Below are 16,514 nucleotides of genomic sequence, written 5' to 3'. Positions count from 1 at the left end.
CACACGCCATGGACCCCTTCCTCGGAGAAATCCGTGCCTTTGCCTTTGGTCGCATCCCCAATGGCTGGTTGCCCTGCGACGGGCGCGAGTTGAATGTGCAGCAAAACCAGGCGCTGTACGCGCTGCTGGGCACTCGCTACGGCGGCACGCTCAACCAGAAATTCAACCTGCCCGACCTGCGCGGACGCACCCCCGTGTGCTACGGCCCTGGTATGGCCATGGGGCTCAAGGAGGGCTCAGAGACCGTCGCCCTCAACGCCGCCCAGGTGCCGCCGCACACCCACACGGTGCTGGCCACCAGCGCCGCCGCCAGCACCAGCTCGCCCGCCGGTGGCGCACTGGCCACCCTGCCCACCGGCACCAACGCCTACGCCGCGCCCGGCACTACCACGCTCAACACCGCCGCCGTATCCACCAGCGGCGCCAGTGCCCCGCACCAGAACATGCAGCCCTCGCTGGCCGTGAACTGGTGCATCGCTATCAGTGGCCTGTTCCCCCCGCGCCAGTAACCCCTCAGGAAGACATCATGGCAGACCCCTTTACCGGAGAAATCCGCGCCTTCGCCTTTGACTACGCCCCGCAGGACTGGGCCTTTTGCACCGGGCAGAGCATCACGGTGCAGCAGAACCCAGCGCTGTACGCGGTGATCGGCAACCGCTACGGCGGCACGACCAACCAGAACTTCAAGCTGCCCAACCTGATGGGCCATGCGCCCATGGGCCAGGGCAGTGGCCCCGGTCTGACGCCGCGCACTGTGGGCCAAGCGACAGGCACGGCCACCGTCACCCTGACGACCGCGCAACTGCCGCCGCATAGGCACACCATCGCGGTGCTGGTGGGCAAGGCCACGGCAGATACGCCCACGGACAATTTCCTGGCGGTGGGTAACAAGCCCGCCGGTTTTGGGACGGTGCCTCAACCCACCTACGCGCCCGGGCCGCTGACTGCTCCGCTGGACACCCCGCTGGCACCCACCGCGTTGACGCCTTTTCCGGGCGGTGGCCAACCGCACAGCAACCTGCAGCCCTATCTGGCGCTGAACCTGTGCATTTGCCTGAACGGCGAATTCCCCGTCCGGCCATGAGCCTATTTTCTGCATGAAATCTGCTGCTAGCCCTTATTCAGAAAGCGCTAGCAGCTATTGTTTTTGAAAAGAAAAACCACCATGTCACCAACTATTCCCACGCCTTGGGCGTACCGAGACAGAAGCTGGAGCTTCTTTATGCGCCGCTGGGCTGCTGCACTGTTTCTGGGTTTTCTGGCTAGCCTATTTAGCGTCAACGTGCAGGCCAGTACGGTGGGTGCCACTGTTGCGATTACGGTTGGCGGCTCGCCAGCCTTATCTGCGGTAGCGGTTGGCGCTGGTACAGAGCATGACCTGAGTGGACTCACCGATGCATTATTCGATGTAGATCCGGTAGCCTCAACGGTCACTATGACCTTGAGTGGAGACTTCTCATGGCAACTTTCCCAATTCGAAGCTGTTTTCAGCGGTGGAACGCTTAACCAGATCACGAGCATCACGCGAATTGGTGGAACGGCCAGCAACGCTGCGAGCTACTCGGCAAGCGCCAGCGGCAAGACGATGACTTTCAATGTCCCTAATGGCCAATTGGGCAATGGAACCATCGTTTTCACGTTCAACTCCACGGCCTCGGGAGCCACTCCGACCCTCACTTCGGTCAGTCCCAGCAGCGGCAGCACCGCAGGTGGCACATCGGTCACGCTGACTGGCACCAACCTGACCGGTGCTACCTCTGTCCAGTTTGGCGGCACGGCAGCCACCAACGTCACGGTCAACAGTGCCACCCAAATTACCGCCACCACCCCGGCCCATGCGGCAGGTGCGGTCAATGTGGCCGTCACCACGCCGGGCGGCACCGCCACGTTGACCAACGGCTACACCTATGCGCTGCCCGCGCCCACCGCTGGCGCTGTCAGTGCCACCGTGGCCGCCAACAGCAGCGCCAACTCGATCACGCTGAACCTCAGCGGCGGCGCTGCCACCAGCGTGGCCGTGTCCAGCGCCGCCAGCCATGGCACGGCCACGGCCAGCGGCACCAGCATCACGTACACGCCCACAGCGGGTTACTCCGGTTCGGACAGCTTTACCTACACCGCCACCAACGCCGGCGGTACGTCGGCAGCCGCCACCGTAACGCTCACCGTGAGTGCACCGGTGCTGGCCGTCTCGCCTGCCACATTGGGTGGTGGCACCGTGGGCGTGGCCTACAGCGCCACTGTCAGCGCCAGCGGTGGCGCTGCGCCCTACAGCTACGCCATCACTCCCGGCAGCCTGCCCGCTGGTTTGAGCCTGAACGCCTCCAGCGGCGTTATCAGCGGCACGCCAACGGCTAGCGGCACCAGCAACTTCACCGTGACTGCCACCGATGCCAATAGCGCAACCGGAGCACGGGCCTACTCGGTAGCGATGGCCGTACCGATCACTGCACCCGGCGCACCCACCGGCGTCAGCGCCACAGCGGGCGATACGCAGGCTAGCGTGATTTTCACCTCCCCGGTCAGCAACGGCGGCGCGACCATCACTGGCTACACCGTGACATCCAGCCCCGGCGGCCTCACTGGCACGGGCACCAGTTCTCCCATCACGGTGACCGGCCTGAGCAACGGCACGGCCTACACCTTCACCGTGACGGCTACCAACAGCGCGGGCACGGGTGGGGCATCAGGTGTTTCCAATGCCGTCACGCCCAAGGCCAGCCAAATCATCACTTTTAACAACCCCGGCGCGCAGAACTTTGGTACTACCCCCACGCTGACAGCTACTGCCAGCTCGGGACTGACGCCGACCTTCACGTCTGCCACTACCGGCGTATGCACCATCACCTCCGGCGGCGCGCTGACCTTTGTGAGTGTGGGCAGCTGCACGATTAACGCTGACCAGGTGGGTGATGGCAGCTTTCTGGCCGCTGCGCAGGTCAGCCAGACTTTCGCGGTGAACGCTGTGGTGCCGGGCGCACCCACCATCGGAACGGCCACGGCGGGCAATGGGCAAGCCACGGTGAGCTTCACCGCCCCCGCCAGCCCCGGCGGCGCGACCATCACTGGCTACACCGTGACATCCAGCCCCGGCGGCCTCACTGGCACGGGCACCAGTTCTCCCATCACGGTGACCGGCCTGACCAACGGCACGGCCTACACCTTCACCGTGACGGCTACCAACAGCGTGGGCACGGGTGGGGCATCGGTAGCGTCCAATGCCGTCACCCCCATAGCCGTACCAGTCACTGGTATTTGTGGCAGCGCCCATGGGGTGGCTGTGCTGACTGCACCCAGCATGAATTTGTGCAGCCCGGGCACGGCCAGCAGCGTGACCAGCGCAGCAGCCACCTTCGCTTGGGATTGTGCGGGCAGCAACGGCGGCACTACCGCCCAGTGCAGTGCACTGCGCCAGTACCAGGTGACGGCCAGCGCTGGGGCCAACGGCAGCATTGCCCCGGCAGGGGTGCAGACCGTGGCCTACAACGCTGTACCCAACTTCACCGTCACGCCAGCGGTGCTGTACCGCATTGACAGTGTGAGCGGTTGCGGCGGCACGCTGGTGGGCAGCACCTACACCACCGGGGCGGTGGCCGCCCACTGCACCGTCAGTGCCAGTTTTGCGCTGATTGCCCACGCCATCACCGCCACGGCCCAGCCCAGCGCGGGCGGCACCGTGTCATGCACGCCCAGCAGTGTGGGCGAGGGCAGCAGTGCCGCTTGTACGACGGTGGCCAACGCGGGTTATGTGTTCCAGAAATGGACGGGCGCTTGTGCAGGCCAAGCAGCTGCGTGCAGCCTGACCAACGTGAATGCGCCCCAAACTTCGGCGGCGTTGTTCCAGCAAGAAAAAACCGGATTGACCGTTCCACAGGGGGCGCAGCAGGGCCAAGGATTGGGCTTGGTGCTGGAGCCAAGTGTCAACAACTGGGTAATTCAAAATGCCAGCACCGCCACCGTGGCCAGCACCGGCACCAGCGCCCCCAGTGGCGTGAACTTGCCCCACGGCCTGGTAAATCTGACGCTGGTCACAGGTACTGCGGGTACCAGCGCCAGCGTGGTACTGACCTATCCGCAAGCGCTGCCTGCAGGCACCAAGTACTACAAGTTTGGCAAGACGGCAGCCAACCCGGTCGACCATTGGTATGAGTTCAGCGGTGCGGTCATCAGTGGCAACACCATCACGCTGACCATCGTGGATGGTGGCGAGGGCGACAACGACCTGACAGTCAACAGCGTCATCGATGACCCGGGTGGTCCGGCAGTGGTGGCGGCGCCACCGCCGCCTCCGCCCCCACCCCCGTCGCTAGTGCGGCTGCAAGTGACGGTTAGCGGCACGGGCACGGTGCAGCGCTCGGTGACGGGCAGCGTGGTCGGCGTGCTTGGCAGCAGCACGACGGTGGAATACAGCGAGGACCAGAGCGTCACCCTCACGCCCCAGCCTGAGCCGGGTGCACGCTTTAGCGGCTGGATGGGTGCGTGCTCGGGGCTGTTGCCCTGCACACTCACGCTGCGCAGCAACGAGACCGTGCAGGCCACGTTCAGCACCGTACCAGTGACCACCTGCCGCGCGCGCGCCTTTAGTGCCGATGAGGAGCGCGTGCTGGCTGCGTACCTGGCCTATTACGGCCGCCCGGCGGACGTGGGCGGGCTGGCTTATTGGGTGACTGACTTGACCAACGAGCGTCGATATGTAGGCGGCACCATCGACGCTTTTGGTCGCTCGCAGGAGTTCCAGCAGCGCTTTGGCCAGATGGCGGGGGAGCAATTGATTGCCAATATCTATCAACAGATGTATGGACGCGAGCCTGATGCGGTGGGTACAGTTTTTTACACGGCCAAACTGGCTTCAGGGATCTATTCACTGGCCTCGATTGCCATGAACATCCTTGACGGTACAGAGGGCAGTGATCGTTTGGTGTTGGACAACCGTCAAAAGGTGGCGCGTTATTTTGTGACCCGCGCTGAAGAGTTGGGCCGTGCAGCACCCGATATCCACGATGGGAATGTTTTGGCAGGTCTGGTATCTGATGTGGGCAGCGATGCGACATCGGCCAGCGCCGCATGTGCGCGGGTGGATCGTTTGCTGGATGCGGCTGCTGGCCAATAGAACAGAGGCTAGGGACGTGACCCAGGAAGCGGCGCGAGGCCCAGCGGTATGCCCTTGATTGCTGGCTGTTCAACGCAATGGGTGAAAATCCTTTTTTTACTTTGCCATAGCGCACCACTGTGTCGGACTCTTCCCCCTCTTTCTCAGGCGCGGCAACAGCGCCCTCCTCCGCCACCGCCATGACCCCGCTGGAGCGGCGCTCCAGCTTCTCGCTGGCGTCGATCTTTGCCCTGCGCATGTTGGGCCTGTTCCTGGTGCTGCCGGTATTTGCCCTGGAAGCGCGCAAATACCCCGGTGGCGATGACCCGGCGCTGGTCGGCTTGGCGATGGGCATGTATGGCCTGACGCAAGCCTTCTTGCAATTGCCGCTGGGCATGGCGTCCGACCGCTTTGGCCGCAAGCGCGTCATCGTGCTGGGGCTGCTGGTGTTTGCGGCCGGTAGCTTGGTGGCGGCGCTGGCGGATTCGCTCACTGGCCTGCTGCTGGGCCGTGCGCTGCAAGGCGCGGGCGCGGTGTCTGCCGCTGTCACCGCTTTGCTGGCCGATCAGACGCGCGACGTGGTGCGCACCAAGGCGATGGCGCTAGTGGGCGGCAGCATCGGTTTGATGTTTGCCGTAGCGCTGGTGGCCGCGCCGCTGCTGGTGGCGCATGTCGGTCTGTCGGGACTGTTTACGCTGACTTGCGCGCTGGCGCTGGCGGGCGCGGCAGTGGTGGTTTGGTGGGTGCCCGCCGAGCCGACGCAGCACAAAAATGCGCCGCGCGGGCGCATCGCCGATGTCTGGAAGAACGCTGACCTGATGCGCCTGAACCTGGGCGTGTTCGTACTGCACACCGTGCAGATGGCCATGTGGATGGCCGTGCCAGCGCTGCTGGTGCACGCCGGCCTGGGTAAAGACCTGCACTGGCAGGTGTATCTGCCGGCGGTGCTGGTGTCGTTCATCTTCATGGGCGCGATTTTTTCCTTCGAGCGTCGGGGGCGTTTGCGCGGTGCGCTGCTGCTGTCGATTGCGCTGGTGCTGCTGGTGCAAGTGGGCCTGGGCGGTGTCAGCTGGGCGGCAGCCGGTGGCCCGGCGCCGGGGCTGTGGACATTGGGCCTGTTGCTGTTTGTCTTCTTTTGTGGCTTTAACGCGCTGGAAGCCAGCCAGCCCAGCTTGGTCTCGCGCATGGCGCCGGCGTCTTTGCGCGGCGCGGCGCTGGGCATGTACAACACGCTGCAATCGCTGGGCCTGTTTGCCGGTGGCGCGCTCGGCGGCGCTTTATTGAAATGGGTCGGCGCGCCGGGCTTGTTTGCCGTCACGGCGGCGCTGACGGCGCTGTGGCTGGTCGTCACTTGGCCGCTGCAACCGGTCGGGCGCGCGCCGCATTAAGCTGCGTCAAAGCCGTTTTGAGACCTCGCTAGTGCGCCAGCGCTTGCGGCACAATCAACCGTTTGGCGCACCCAGCGCCACCCTGTTTCAAGGTAAAGCCATGGCATCCATCAATAAAGTCATCATCGTCGGCAACCTGGGCAAAGACCCAGAAATGCGCACTTTCCCCAGCGGCGAGGCGGTGGCCAACGTCACCATTGCCACCACCGACAAGTGGAAAGACAAGCAGACCGGTGACGCCCGCGAAGCCACCGAATGGCACCGCGTGGTGTTCAACGGCCGCTTGGCCGAAATCGTCGGCCAGTACCTGCGCAAAGGCTCGCAGGTGTATGTCGAAGGCAGCCTGCGCACGCGCAAGTGGACCGATCAGGCAGGGGTAGAGAAATACACCACGGAGATTCGCGCGGATCAAATGCAAATGCTCGGCAGCCGCGCAGGTGGTGGCGGTGATCAAATGGGTGGAGGAGGTGGCGACGACCGTTATGGTCAGTCAAGCGGCGGTCAAACGGGTTACGGTCAACAAGGCGGTGGCGGTGGCTACGATGCCCCCCGCCGCGCTGCACCACCCGCCGCTGTGTCTGCGTCCCAGCAGCGCCCGCCAGCGGCGCCTGCTTATGCAGCGCCCGCGCAGCGCGTAGCCCCTGCCCCGATAGCACCGCCAGCACCCGGCGGCTCGGGCTTTGACGATATCGACGACGACATTCCGTTCTAAATCGGAAAAAACACTTTTTTTGGATGGAAATCGGCGCTGTCCTGCGGCGGTCGGCCGATTTGTATCAAAACGGCCTGCAGCGCGCGTGCAGCCTGCGCCTGCAGCTATTCATGCAATAGCGCAGGAGGTTTTGTCTGATGGCCGAATCCAAAGCCGCCGTTTATGGCGCCATCGCCGCCAACGTGGCCATTGCCACCACCAAGTTCGTCGTCGCCGGCATGACGGGCAGCTCGGCCATGCTGTCCGAAGCGGTGCACTCCACGGTGGACACCGGCAACGGCCTGCTGCTGCTGGTCGCCCTGCACCGCAGCAAACAACCGGCATCGCGTGACCACCCGTTCGGGCATGGCAAAGAACTGTATTTCTGGAGTCTGATCGTCGCCGTGCTGGTCTTTGGCCTGGGCGGTGGCATCTCGTTGTACGAGGGCGTGCAGCACATGCGGCACCCCGAACCCCTGACCGACCCGTTCTGGAACTACGCAGTGCTGGGCGCGGCCGCGCTGTTTGAGGGCACCAGCTTCTTCATTGCCCTGCGCCAGTTCAAGAGTGAAGCCGAAGGCCGGCCGTTCTGGCGCTCGCTGCACGCCAGCAAGGACCCGTCCGTCTACACCGTGCTGGCCGAGGACGGTGCCGCGCTGCTGGGCCTGCTGCTGGCTGCGGCGGGCGTGTTCGCCAGCCATGCGCTGGATATGCCGGTGCTGGACGGCGCAGCATCGGTGGCCATTGGCTTGCTGCTGGCCAGTGTGGCGGTGCTGCTGATGCGCGAATCGCACGGCCTGCTGATTGGCGAAGGCATCCGACGTGATACGGCCGACGCCATCGTGGCGCTGGCCCAAGCGCACGCCTCGGTGGCGCGCGCCCAACCGCCGCTGTCGATGTATATCGGTCGGGATGAGGTGTTTTTGGCTATGAAGGTGGAATTTTTTGCTGGCACCTCGGCCGAGACCATCGTGGGAACGATCGAGGCCATCGAGTGTGAAATTGGCGCACGCTACCCGCGCATCAACCGCATCTATATCGAGGCGCGGCGCAGTGAGCAAGGGCCGGGAAGCGCTGCCGCGCCCTGTGCCGATTGAAATGGCCGCCCGCGTTAGCTGCCGCTCGGGGCGCCGAGGCTGGCAATCACGCCACCGCCCAGACACACTTCACCGTCGTACAGCACCGCGCTCTGCCCTGGCGTCACCGCCCATTGGGCGTCGGGGAAGCGCAGCGCAAAGCCATCCGGCGCAGTGGCCAGCGTGCAGGCGGCGTCTTGTTGGCGATAGCGCGTTTTGGCGGCGTACGCGCCCGGCGCGGGTGCGTGGCCGGCGCACCAGCTGGCGTCTTGCGCCACCAAGTGGTGTGACAGCAGCCAAGGGTGGTCATGGCCCTGCACCACGCGCAGCACGTTTTTCTCCAGATCCTTGCGCGCGACAAACCACGGTGCGTGCTCGCCGCCGCCGCGCTGCGCGCCCTTGTCTTTGACGCCGCCAATGCCCAAACCTTGGCGCTGGCCCAGGGTGTAAAAACTCAGGCCCAGGTGCTTGCCGAGCTGGCGCCCGCGCTCGTCCTGGATAGCGCCAGGCGCATGGGCGATGTAGCGGTTCAAAAACTCGCGGAACGGCCGCTCGCCAATGAAGCAGATGCCGGTTGAGTCCTTCTTTTTGGCATTGGGCAGATTGATTTCTGCCGCAATGCGGCGCACCTCGGTTTTATGCAGCTCGCCCACCGGGAACAGCGTCTTGGCCAGCTGTGCCTGGCTCAAGCGGTGCAGAAAGTAGCTCTGGTCTTTGGACGGGTCCAGCCCCTTGAGCAATTCAAACAGCCCGGTAGCGGTGTTCTGGCGCACACGGGCGTAATGGCCGGTGGCAATTTTTTCAGCGCCCAGGCGCATGGCGTGGTCGAGAAAGGCCTTGAATTTGATCTCGGCGTTACAGAGGACATCTGGGTTGGGCGTGCGCCCGGCCTGGTACTCGCGCAGGAATTCAGCAAACACACGGTCGCGGTATTCGCTAGCAAAGTTGACGTGCTCAATTTCGATGCCAATCACATCGGCCACGGCGGCCGCATCAACAAAGTCGATGTTCGACGAGCAATATTCGCTGTCGTCATCGTCTTCCCAGTTTTTCATGAAGATGCCGACCACTTCGTGGCCCTGCTGCTTGAGAAGGTGGGCCGTGACGGCGGAATCGACCCCGCCAGACAGGCCGACCACGATGCGCTGCTTTTTCATAGGGGGCTGATTATCCGCACCCGGCCAGGGGCATGGGTGGGGCGGGGTGTTTAATCCTTCGCCTGCAGCTGAAGCGCGCTGCGATATTTGAAGCTACAGCGCTGAGATAAATAAGCCGCAGTTTACTTTCGCTGCTTGCAAAGGAATTGCGGAAAACGTCAGAACAGCCCAGCTGGCTCCGCCTCCCGATCCCAGTTGTAGATCACAAGCTCACCGCGCTCAACCCGGTTGGCGCCACCGCCTACCGTGTAGTCAATCTTGAGCGCCTCCATGTCGTAGCCAGCGAAGCACTCCCGGATGGCGGGGTGGTCGTTGATGCTGATGACGGCCTTGCCCTTGATCGCGCGCAGCTTGTTGGCCATCAGCTCGTACTGCTCCCAAGGGAAAGGCACGCCGTATCCCTCGGTCTGCCAGTACGGCGGGTCTAAATAGAACAAGGTGTGTGGGCGGTCGTAGCGGTCGATATACGCCGCCCAGTCCAACTGCTCTATATATGTACCGCCAGCCAAGCGCAGGTGTGCAGCACTCAGGTTCTCTTCAATGCGCAGCAAGTTGATGGACGGTGCCGTTGTGGCGGTGCCCCAAGTCTGGCCAGACACGCGGCCACCGAACGACTCCTGTTGCAGGTAGAAGAAGCGGGCCGCGCGCTGCACATCGGTCAGCGTCTCTGAGCGCGTCTCCTGTGCCCATTTGAAGATCTGCCGGCTTGACAATGCCCACTTGAACTGGCGCACGAACTCTTCCAGATGATGGGTCACCACCCGGTAGAGGTTGACCAGATCGCCGTTGACGTCGTTTAGCACCTCGACCTCGGCCGGATGGCGAGCGAAAAATACGGCCGCGCCACCGGCAAAGACCTCGACGTAGCAGCTATGGGGTGGGAAGCGGCTCAGGAGCAGCTCGGCGAGGCGGCGCTTGCCGCCGATCCAAGGAATGATGGGTGCCATGATGGGCTCCAATTGCGTTTGACGCTCCGTGGCGCTCGGGGGTGGGGCTCTGGGCCCTCAGTGAATTCATCACCCCGCAGCGCGGGCATTTGATGGTTAGCTGGGTGTAAACACCCTCGCCGAGCTTGCGGGCACATGCGCCGCATCGTATTTCTTCCATATTTGCAAGCCTGTTTCTCTGTACGAAAATTCTGATAGGCTCACCGCACTCTGTACAGGGTGGCGGGTCTTGCCTGGCTTGCAGCTCATTCCTGCACGTTGGGGGCTTGGCCTGGTGTTACAGCACCTGGCCAAGTCGCCCGTCTTTTTATGGGGGTAACCAGGACGTCATGCTGTTGGAGGCGTTGACAGTTGTCAGGGCTTCTTTAGAAAGCATCTTTTTGGGCAACAAAGGACAGCTTTGCTACTTCGACGCCCGCTGAATACGCAGTGGCCGTGAGCGTCATATCCACCCTCATCCCACCACTGCCTGTCGGATGCAAGATGACCATCACCATGTTGCCCCAGGTGCTGGCACGAGAGCCGTGCAAAGAAACGGCGTAGCGCGCATCTTCTGGGTCGAAATCAAGCTCGTACTCGACCGAATCAAGTCCGTGCTCGGTCAAATCAGGCCCGGCCCAAGGCGTGTTCCACATCAGCTTCCAATGGACATCAGCGAGCGTTGCGCCTTGCAGCACCCCAAAAAACACGGCGCCTGAACCTCGCAAACGATTTTCATAAGTCGAAGCAGTAACCTCGTGGCACACAAAGTCGGCCCCGGGTATAGGCAGTGGGTTGCCCGATGCGTTGGTTGTGCCAGGCGTGCCTTTCCACCGTGCTGATAGCCCAAAATTTTTTTCGTAGTGATAGAGCCAGAAGTCATAGAAAGGCAAGCCTTCCTGCGATGGCTCTAGTGCCCAGTCAACTTCTTCCAGCGGTATGAATGCAAACGCCTGCGGCAGCAGCCATGTGGCGGTAGTTGGCACAGAGACTGGGGCTGACACTGGGGCCAAAGCATTGCGCCGCATCTGCACCTCCACCGCCACCGTCTGACCCGGAACGGTCTGCACTGGTGTCGCTGCAAAAAATCTGCGCCGCTGGGTCATACCACCACCACCGTTTCCATGGGCGGGTAGCCTTGGGCCTCAATCAGCAGCACATGGCGGCCGCGCTGCACCGGGAACGAGACCCGGCCAATGCTGTCGGCAATGCGCGCAGCACCACCGTTGAGCGTGATTTTTGCCCCTGCCAGTGGGCGGCCTTGCTCATCGCGCGCCGTGAAGATGATCTCGCCATTGGCCACCTCCACCGTGATGCCGGGCTGAATCACTGGGTCAAACGCCGTCGATAGCCGAATCGTCTCAATCGCTGGTGGCGGCCCTACCGGCGCTTCTACGGTGCAAGTCAGGCTGGCCGATGACAAATCCAGCTCGGCGCTGACCAGCCGATGGCGGCCCTGCACCGGCGACAGCGGATGTGCCAGCTCCACCCACGCACCGGTGGCCACATCGGCAAACTGCTGCTGCCACGTCACCCGCCAGCGCGGCCGTGCCAGCCAAGCCAACATCCGCTGGCCCAGCTCCTCGGCTTGGCGCGGCGTGCGCAGCCACGGTGCGGGCCACTCCAGCTCCAGCAGGCCGTAGTCTTTGATGGCGTCGCTGGCCTGCAGTTGGATGGCGCGGCGGTAGCGCTGGGCGGCGTGGTCATAGTCATACAGCACGCGCAGCGCCGTGTACAGCCCGGTGGCGCTGGTGCTGGCCTGCACACCTTGAGCCGTCAGCTTGTCCACGCGCAGCGCCGGTGCCGCATCGTCGGGCAGCGGCGGCCACGTGATGGCCACACCCGGCATAGCGGCCGCCCAAGCGCCGCCGCACGATTGCAGCAAGCCATCGACCGCCGCGCGAATGCTGATGCTGTTGTCCGCCAGCAGCCCGCCCAGCACGATGTGGGCTGTCTCGGTGCGGTAGTCATCCAAGTCAGTCCACTGCACTGGCGCACGCGCCAAATGGGCCAACACGTCATGCAAAATTTCTGCGGGGGTTTGCAGCAAATGTCCCAAATTGGGATGAATGCGCCCGCGCAGCGTCACCGCTAACCGCTCGCCCTCAGCTAGCGGCATGGCCAGCTCCACAAAAGCCACCGCGCGCCCGGTGCTGTCCACGCCGTTATAGAAGTGATAAGCGCTGGTCGGAACATCGTCGCGCAGCACCGCATCCACACCTGCAATCGGGTGATCCGCCAAAAAGAACACCCGCTGATCGTCGCTGTACTGGATAGGCTCCAGCGTCACCAGTCCCCACGCCCACGGCAACACCTTCACATCGCGCCAGCCACCCCACACCGCGCTGGTGCGCAGCGGCACGTTGTCCGATAGCGGCCTGTCTGCGCCAGCCTCTAGGCTCAGGCGCAGCTCCGTGCCCGCTTGCAAGCCCACCGCAATGCCATCAAACAGCGTACCCTTGGCTGTCAGCACCCGCACCGCACGGCGCATCGGCGGGCGTTGCCCCCACAACAACGCCAGCGCGCCATTGGCGTTGTCCAGCGTCGCCTCCATGCTGCTCGTTGGTGCAGCGGCAATACCGGGAATCGACAGCGGGCGCTGAATACTCGACAAAGCCGCCAGTACCGGCAGTGTCAGCCCCACCAAATCCGGCGGCATACCGCCCGGCTGCACCAAGTTGACCTGGCAGCCATCGCCGCCGGCATCGATCTCTATCCAAGGCGTCATCATGCGTACACCGGCTCCATCTCCAGCGTCGCCGACAGCAGGCGGTGCGCGCTGTTGTCGGGCTGGTATTCATGCACATCGCTCACATCCAGCGCATCCGCCGCGCAGCGCACCAGCGCCGCATCGGCGGGGTGCAAGTGGTGCGGCACAAACACCAGCGGCTCATCGTGCTGCTGCGCCCAGTCCACCAACTGCACCAGTGCGTCGGCATCGGCATCCAGCAGCACACTCTCCCAGCCCAACTGCCAGCCATCGCCCGCGCCGGCATACAGCGCCGGCGCATTCAACCCGGCGCCGCGCGTGGCCGCCCAACGCCGCCGGCGCTGGCAGGTGCTGGCGTGGTGCTCGGTGGCCAACGGCTCGCCGCACCACAGCCAGCCGATGCTGCCGCCGGGGGCACCGGCCACGCTCAGGCGCAAGAACCTTGCACTCAGCGCAAGCTGGAACAGGCTCACGCACACCGGTCGGCTGACATCTAGCGCCAGTGGCAGGCTCCAAACCGCGCCGTCTTGCGACAGCTCCAGTGCCACATTGGCACTGCTGGGCAGCTGATAGCGCGCCAGCGCCACGCCGCCCAGCGGCTGCGTGCTGCCCAAGTCAATCACCAAAGCGCCGCCATCGCCCGCCCAGCCCCACGCCGTGGCCTGCGCATCCTGCAGATGGCTGACCGCCCACGGCTGGTGCACGTCAAATAGATAGGCATCGCCGGGTACAAACGACGGCGCAGCGCCCGGCTCAAAGTACGCCACCAGCCCATCGGCCAGCAGCGCCTGACCATCGGGCGCGATATCCGCCAGCGCAGACCAAGCGCCGGCACCACTGCGCCAGCGCCACTGTCCGGCCTCCATCGCCAAACTGAACTTGTCGCCCAGCACAAAAGGAATACCGCCCAGCGCCAGTTGCAGCACCACACCGGCCGCCGTGTACACCGGCGCGGCCGTGCCATCGGTGGGCACGACGTAATCGGGCAGCGCGCCCGACACCGCACCCGCCACACGCCACGTCTGCACATCGGTGCCATCGACACCGCCCGCCAGCCACGCCGGGCCAGCGGCCACGGTCTGGATGATGGCCTCGTCGCCCACTTGGTAGGGGCGCTCGGTATCGACTTGGCTGATGCGGATGGTCAGGCTGTCGCCCACCTTCAGCCTGTCGGGGCAAGCCACCACCAAGCCAAAGCCAAACTCCATCGTGGAGTAGGCCTTGCCGGTGTCGGTGTTGCGCCGGGCGCTGATATAGGCCTGATTGGTGAATGCGGGCAAGTAGTAGCCATCGGTATCGACCCACCAATGGTCGTCTCCGTGGTCAATCCAGCAGCCGCCCGCGTCACCGCTGCTGGAATCAGATTTTGGGACGATGCCTGCGATGGTGCGCACGTAGTCCATGCGGGCCGAGACCATGCCCACCACTGCCGAAGTGTCCGACAGCGGGGCAATGTATTGGGCTTTGAGCTCGCCTTCTTTCAGCTCAGTTTCGTCCGTAGAGGACACAGTAAAGCTGTTGCCACGCGAGTTAACCTGCACACTGATCACTGTGTGCGCCTCGCTCGCGCCCGGATCAGTGATTGAATGCACCGTGCGCTCGATGCTCACATCTGCTGCCAAATTGATTTGCACGCTACCAGCAACGCCTTCGAGCGGCGTCATCATGGAGATGACGCCAGCAAGCTCCAAGTCCCACTGGTCACGCGCGGCCTGCACCTCATAAATTTCAGACAGCGCTTGCGCCAGCTCGCTAGTGATGCCGTTGGCTATTTCGACCTCGCGCACATGGCTCTTGATGTAGCCGTAGCGGCCGGCTGACTCGCCCAGATCGCCAAAGGCGGTATTGCTATCAAGAAATATCCGGCGCCATTGGTACATCGCCATCAGGCGCGTTTGATACTCTGGCTCAAGGGCCATATCACCTCCTTCGGGGCCAATGCCCAAACATTTCAGCGACAGCTTTGGCGTCGGCATATCGCTGCATTTGCAATCCGCAGGCGGGCGCTTGCGGTACGTAAAAGTCACCGTGCGCGGCTTGGCGTTGCGGCCCAACTTAAAGGGGCGCACGCACACGCTGGGCACGCCCACGTCGTCAGGGCGCGGCGCGGGTTCATATTTGAATGACCACTCACCGCTACCCACCGTAGCCGGGTCAATCGTCGGCACCGTAAAGCGCGCGGCTGCGCTGTCGTAAGGCACACCCGTAGCGGCCACGGCCAGCGCGCCCGACACATCGCCCGCCACGCTCCAGCGCTCACGCCCCACCACATCGGCATTGATGCAGCGCACCAACACGTTTTGCGTCGGTGCCAGCGGCGGCACAGTGACATCGGCCAACTGCACCTTGCCGCCCAGTGCCATTAACCACGCCTGCGTGCGCAGCGGAACATCTATCGCTGCTTGGCCGCCTACCGTGCGGTCAGCGGCCACCACACCGGCGACAGTCACCAAGCCAGACGACTGCAACGCCACCAATAAATCGTAAAACGCGGTAATGGCAGGCTGACCAGCACCCACATCACCATAGGTTTCGGTGGCCACGCCATCGGTCACCGTGACCAGATAGCCGCCCACCACGGCATACACCGGCGTGCCCTTGGACTGGTTGCGCTCCAGCGCTGGCGAGACGCCAAACTGCCAAGCACCGTCCTTGAACTGGCGCCACGGCCGGTACACCTGCGGGTCAAAACCAAACTGAATGCGCGCACTGGCCGCGTCCAACTCCCCCTTGGCCGACAGCGGCAAGCCGCCAAAGTCCCACTGGCTACCGGTTTGCACCGCCGTGCCGGCAGACCAATCGGCCAGCAAAGCCCAATCGGTCAGCGTGCGGGTGAACTGGGGCAGCACCGTGATGCGGATGGCATTGCCCGCAGCGCCACTGGCGCGGGCCCGAATCTGCACCTCGCGGGCATCCAGCCGCGCGTGCTCGGTGGGCACGCCCAAATCGGCCAGCGTCAGGGTCAGCTCTTGCAGCGCGGCACCCGCCTGCACCGACTGCACCGCCAGCTGGCCATTGCCCACGCCAACAAACTGCGGTACCGAGGCGCGCGGCGTGCCGCCTGCGGCGACGATCTCTACCTCGACCTGCGCCGCCTCGTGGCCGGTGTACTCACCCGCCAGCCGCACCCGGCCACCGCCAGCGCGACGGGCCGCCACGCGCTCAATGGCCGTACTGGCGCGCACGCTGCTGGCAGACAGTGCTGCGCTGCGGGCAAGATTGTTGCGGCCAGAGAAAAAGCGTTGCACGGAAGTCATGATCGCCACTGTGCGCGCCGCCCAGCGCAAGGCCTACGTAAAACGCTTTAAGAACTCAGAACGGCTAGCGCGCCAGCGCGGCAATCTTTTTCAGCTCCGGCTCCATCAGCCGCGCCAGCTTGACCGGGTCGTTGATGCCGTTGGCGTTGAGCGTGATGTTGATGGGCGCAGGCGTGATGGACATGCTGCCGCCACCGCCACCGCCACCGCCACCGCCACC

General features: G+C 63.9%; 12 protein-coding genes. 6 read left to right on the top strand and 6 right to left on the bottom strand.

Going from position 1 to position 16,514, the window contains the following annotated elements; genetic code table 11:
- Positions 1-8: 8 nt before the first annotated feature.
- The 6 genes from Q390_RS0102025 (at position 9) to Q390_RS0101995 (ending at position 8,265) form a co-directional block, all read left to right on the top strand.
- Positions 9-509 (top strand): phage tail protein, encoded by a 501-nt coding sequence (locus Q390_RS0102025; RefSeq protein ID WP_027994576.1) that lies wholly within the window; start codon positions 9-11, stop codon positions 507-509.
- Between the two features lie 17 nt (positions 510-526).
- Complete coding sequence (locus tag Q390_RS0102020) at positions 527-1,084, top strand: phage tail protein (RefSeq protein WP_027994575.1); 558 nt, start codon at positions 527-529, stop codon at positions 1,082-1,084.
- A 501-nt stretch (positions 1,085-1,585) separates the two neighbouring features.
- On the top strand, positions 1,586-5,110 hold the full coding sequence (locus Q390_RS18970) for a choice-of-anchor U domain-containing protein (RefSeq protein WP_245606844.1): 3,525 nt from the start codon (positions 1,586-1,588) through the stop codon (positions 5,108-5,110).
- A gap of 179 nt (positions 5,111-5,289) precedes the next feature.
- Entirely contained in the window at positions 5,290-6,477 is a 1,188-nt protein-coding gene (locus Q390_RS0102010) for an MFS transporter (RefSeq protein WP_027994574.1), read from the top strand.
- 100 nt (positions 6,478-6,577) lie between these two features.
- Positions 6,578-7,189 (top strand): single-stranded DNA-binding protein, encoded by a 612-nt coding sequence (ssb, locus tag Q390_RS0102005; protein WP_027994573.1) that lies wholly within the window; start codon positions 6,578-6,580, stop codon positions 7,187-7,189.
- Between the two features lie 137 nt (positions 7,190-7,326).
- A complete protein-coding gene (locus Q390_RS0101995; protein ID WP_027994572.1) occupies positions 7,327-8,265 on the top strand; it encodes a cation diffusion facilitator family transporter in 939 nt (312 codons plus the stop codon).
- Positions 8,266-8,279: 14 nt separating this feature from the next.
- On the opposite strand, the gene mnmA is transcribed toward Q390_RS0101995, so the two are convergent.
- From mnmA to Q390_RS0101970, 6 genes are all read right to left on the bottom strand, one after another.
- Positions 8,280-9,401: a tRNA 2-thiouridine(34) synthase MnmA gene (gene mnmA, locus Q390_RS0101990; RefSeq protein WP_027994571.1), complete on the bottom strand. Its 1,122-nt coding sequence runs from the start codon at positions 9,399-9,401 to the stop codon at positions 8,280-8,282.
- A 158-nt stretch (positions 9,402-9,559) separates the two neighbouring features.
- Complete coding sequence (locus tag Q390_RS0101985) at positions 9,560-10,351, bottom strand: DNA adenine methylase (RefSeq protein ID WP_156949818.1); 792 nt, start codon at positions 10,349-10,351, stop codon at positions 9,560-9,562.
- Positions 10,272-10,508, bottom strand: a complete 237-nt coding sequence (locus tag Q390_RS19320; RefSeq protein ID WP_084153758.1) for a Com family DNA-binding transcriptional regulator — start codon at positions 10,506-10,508, stop codon at positions 10,272-10,274. The genes Q390_RS0101985 and Q390_RS19320 overlap by 80 nt, the downstream gene beginning before the upstream one ends.
- 205 nt (positions 10,509-10,713) lie before the next feature.
- A complete protein-coding gene (locus Q390_RS0101980) occupies positions 10,714-11,433 on the bottom strand; it encodes a hypothetical protein (protein ID WP_156949804.1) in 720 nt (239 codons plus the stop codon).
- On the bottom strand, positions 11,430-13,055 hold the full coding sequence (locus Q390_RS0101975; RefSeq protein ID WP_037472004.1) for a carboxypeptidase-like regulatory domain-containing protein: 1,626 nt from the start codon (positions 13,053-13,055) through the stop codon (positions 11,430-11,432). The genes Q390_RS0101980 and Q390_RS0101975 overlap by 4 nt, the downstream gene beginning before the upstream one ends.
- Positions 13,055-16,294 carry a hypothetical protein gene (locus Q390_RS0101970; protein ID WP_156949803.1) on the bottom strand — a complete coding sequence of 1,080 codons (3,240 nt, stop codon included), beginning with the start codon at positions 16,292-16,294 and terminating at the stop codon, positions 13,055-13,057. Before Q390_RS0101970 ends, Q390_RS0101975 begins: the two co-directional genes overlap by 1 nt.
- Between the last annotated feature and the right edge of the window lie 220 nt (positions 16,295-16,514).

Source organism: Simplicispira psychrophila DSM 11588, assembly GCF_000688255.1.
Classification (GTDB): Bacteria; Pseudomonadota; Gammaproteobacteria; order Burkholderiales; family Burkholderiaceae_C; genus Simplicispira; species Simplicispira psychrophila.
This window is presented reverse-complemented; position numbering and strand designations above follow the sequence as displayed.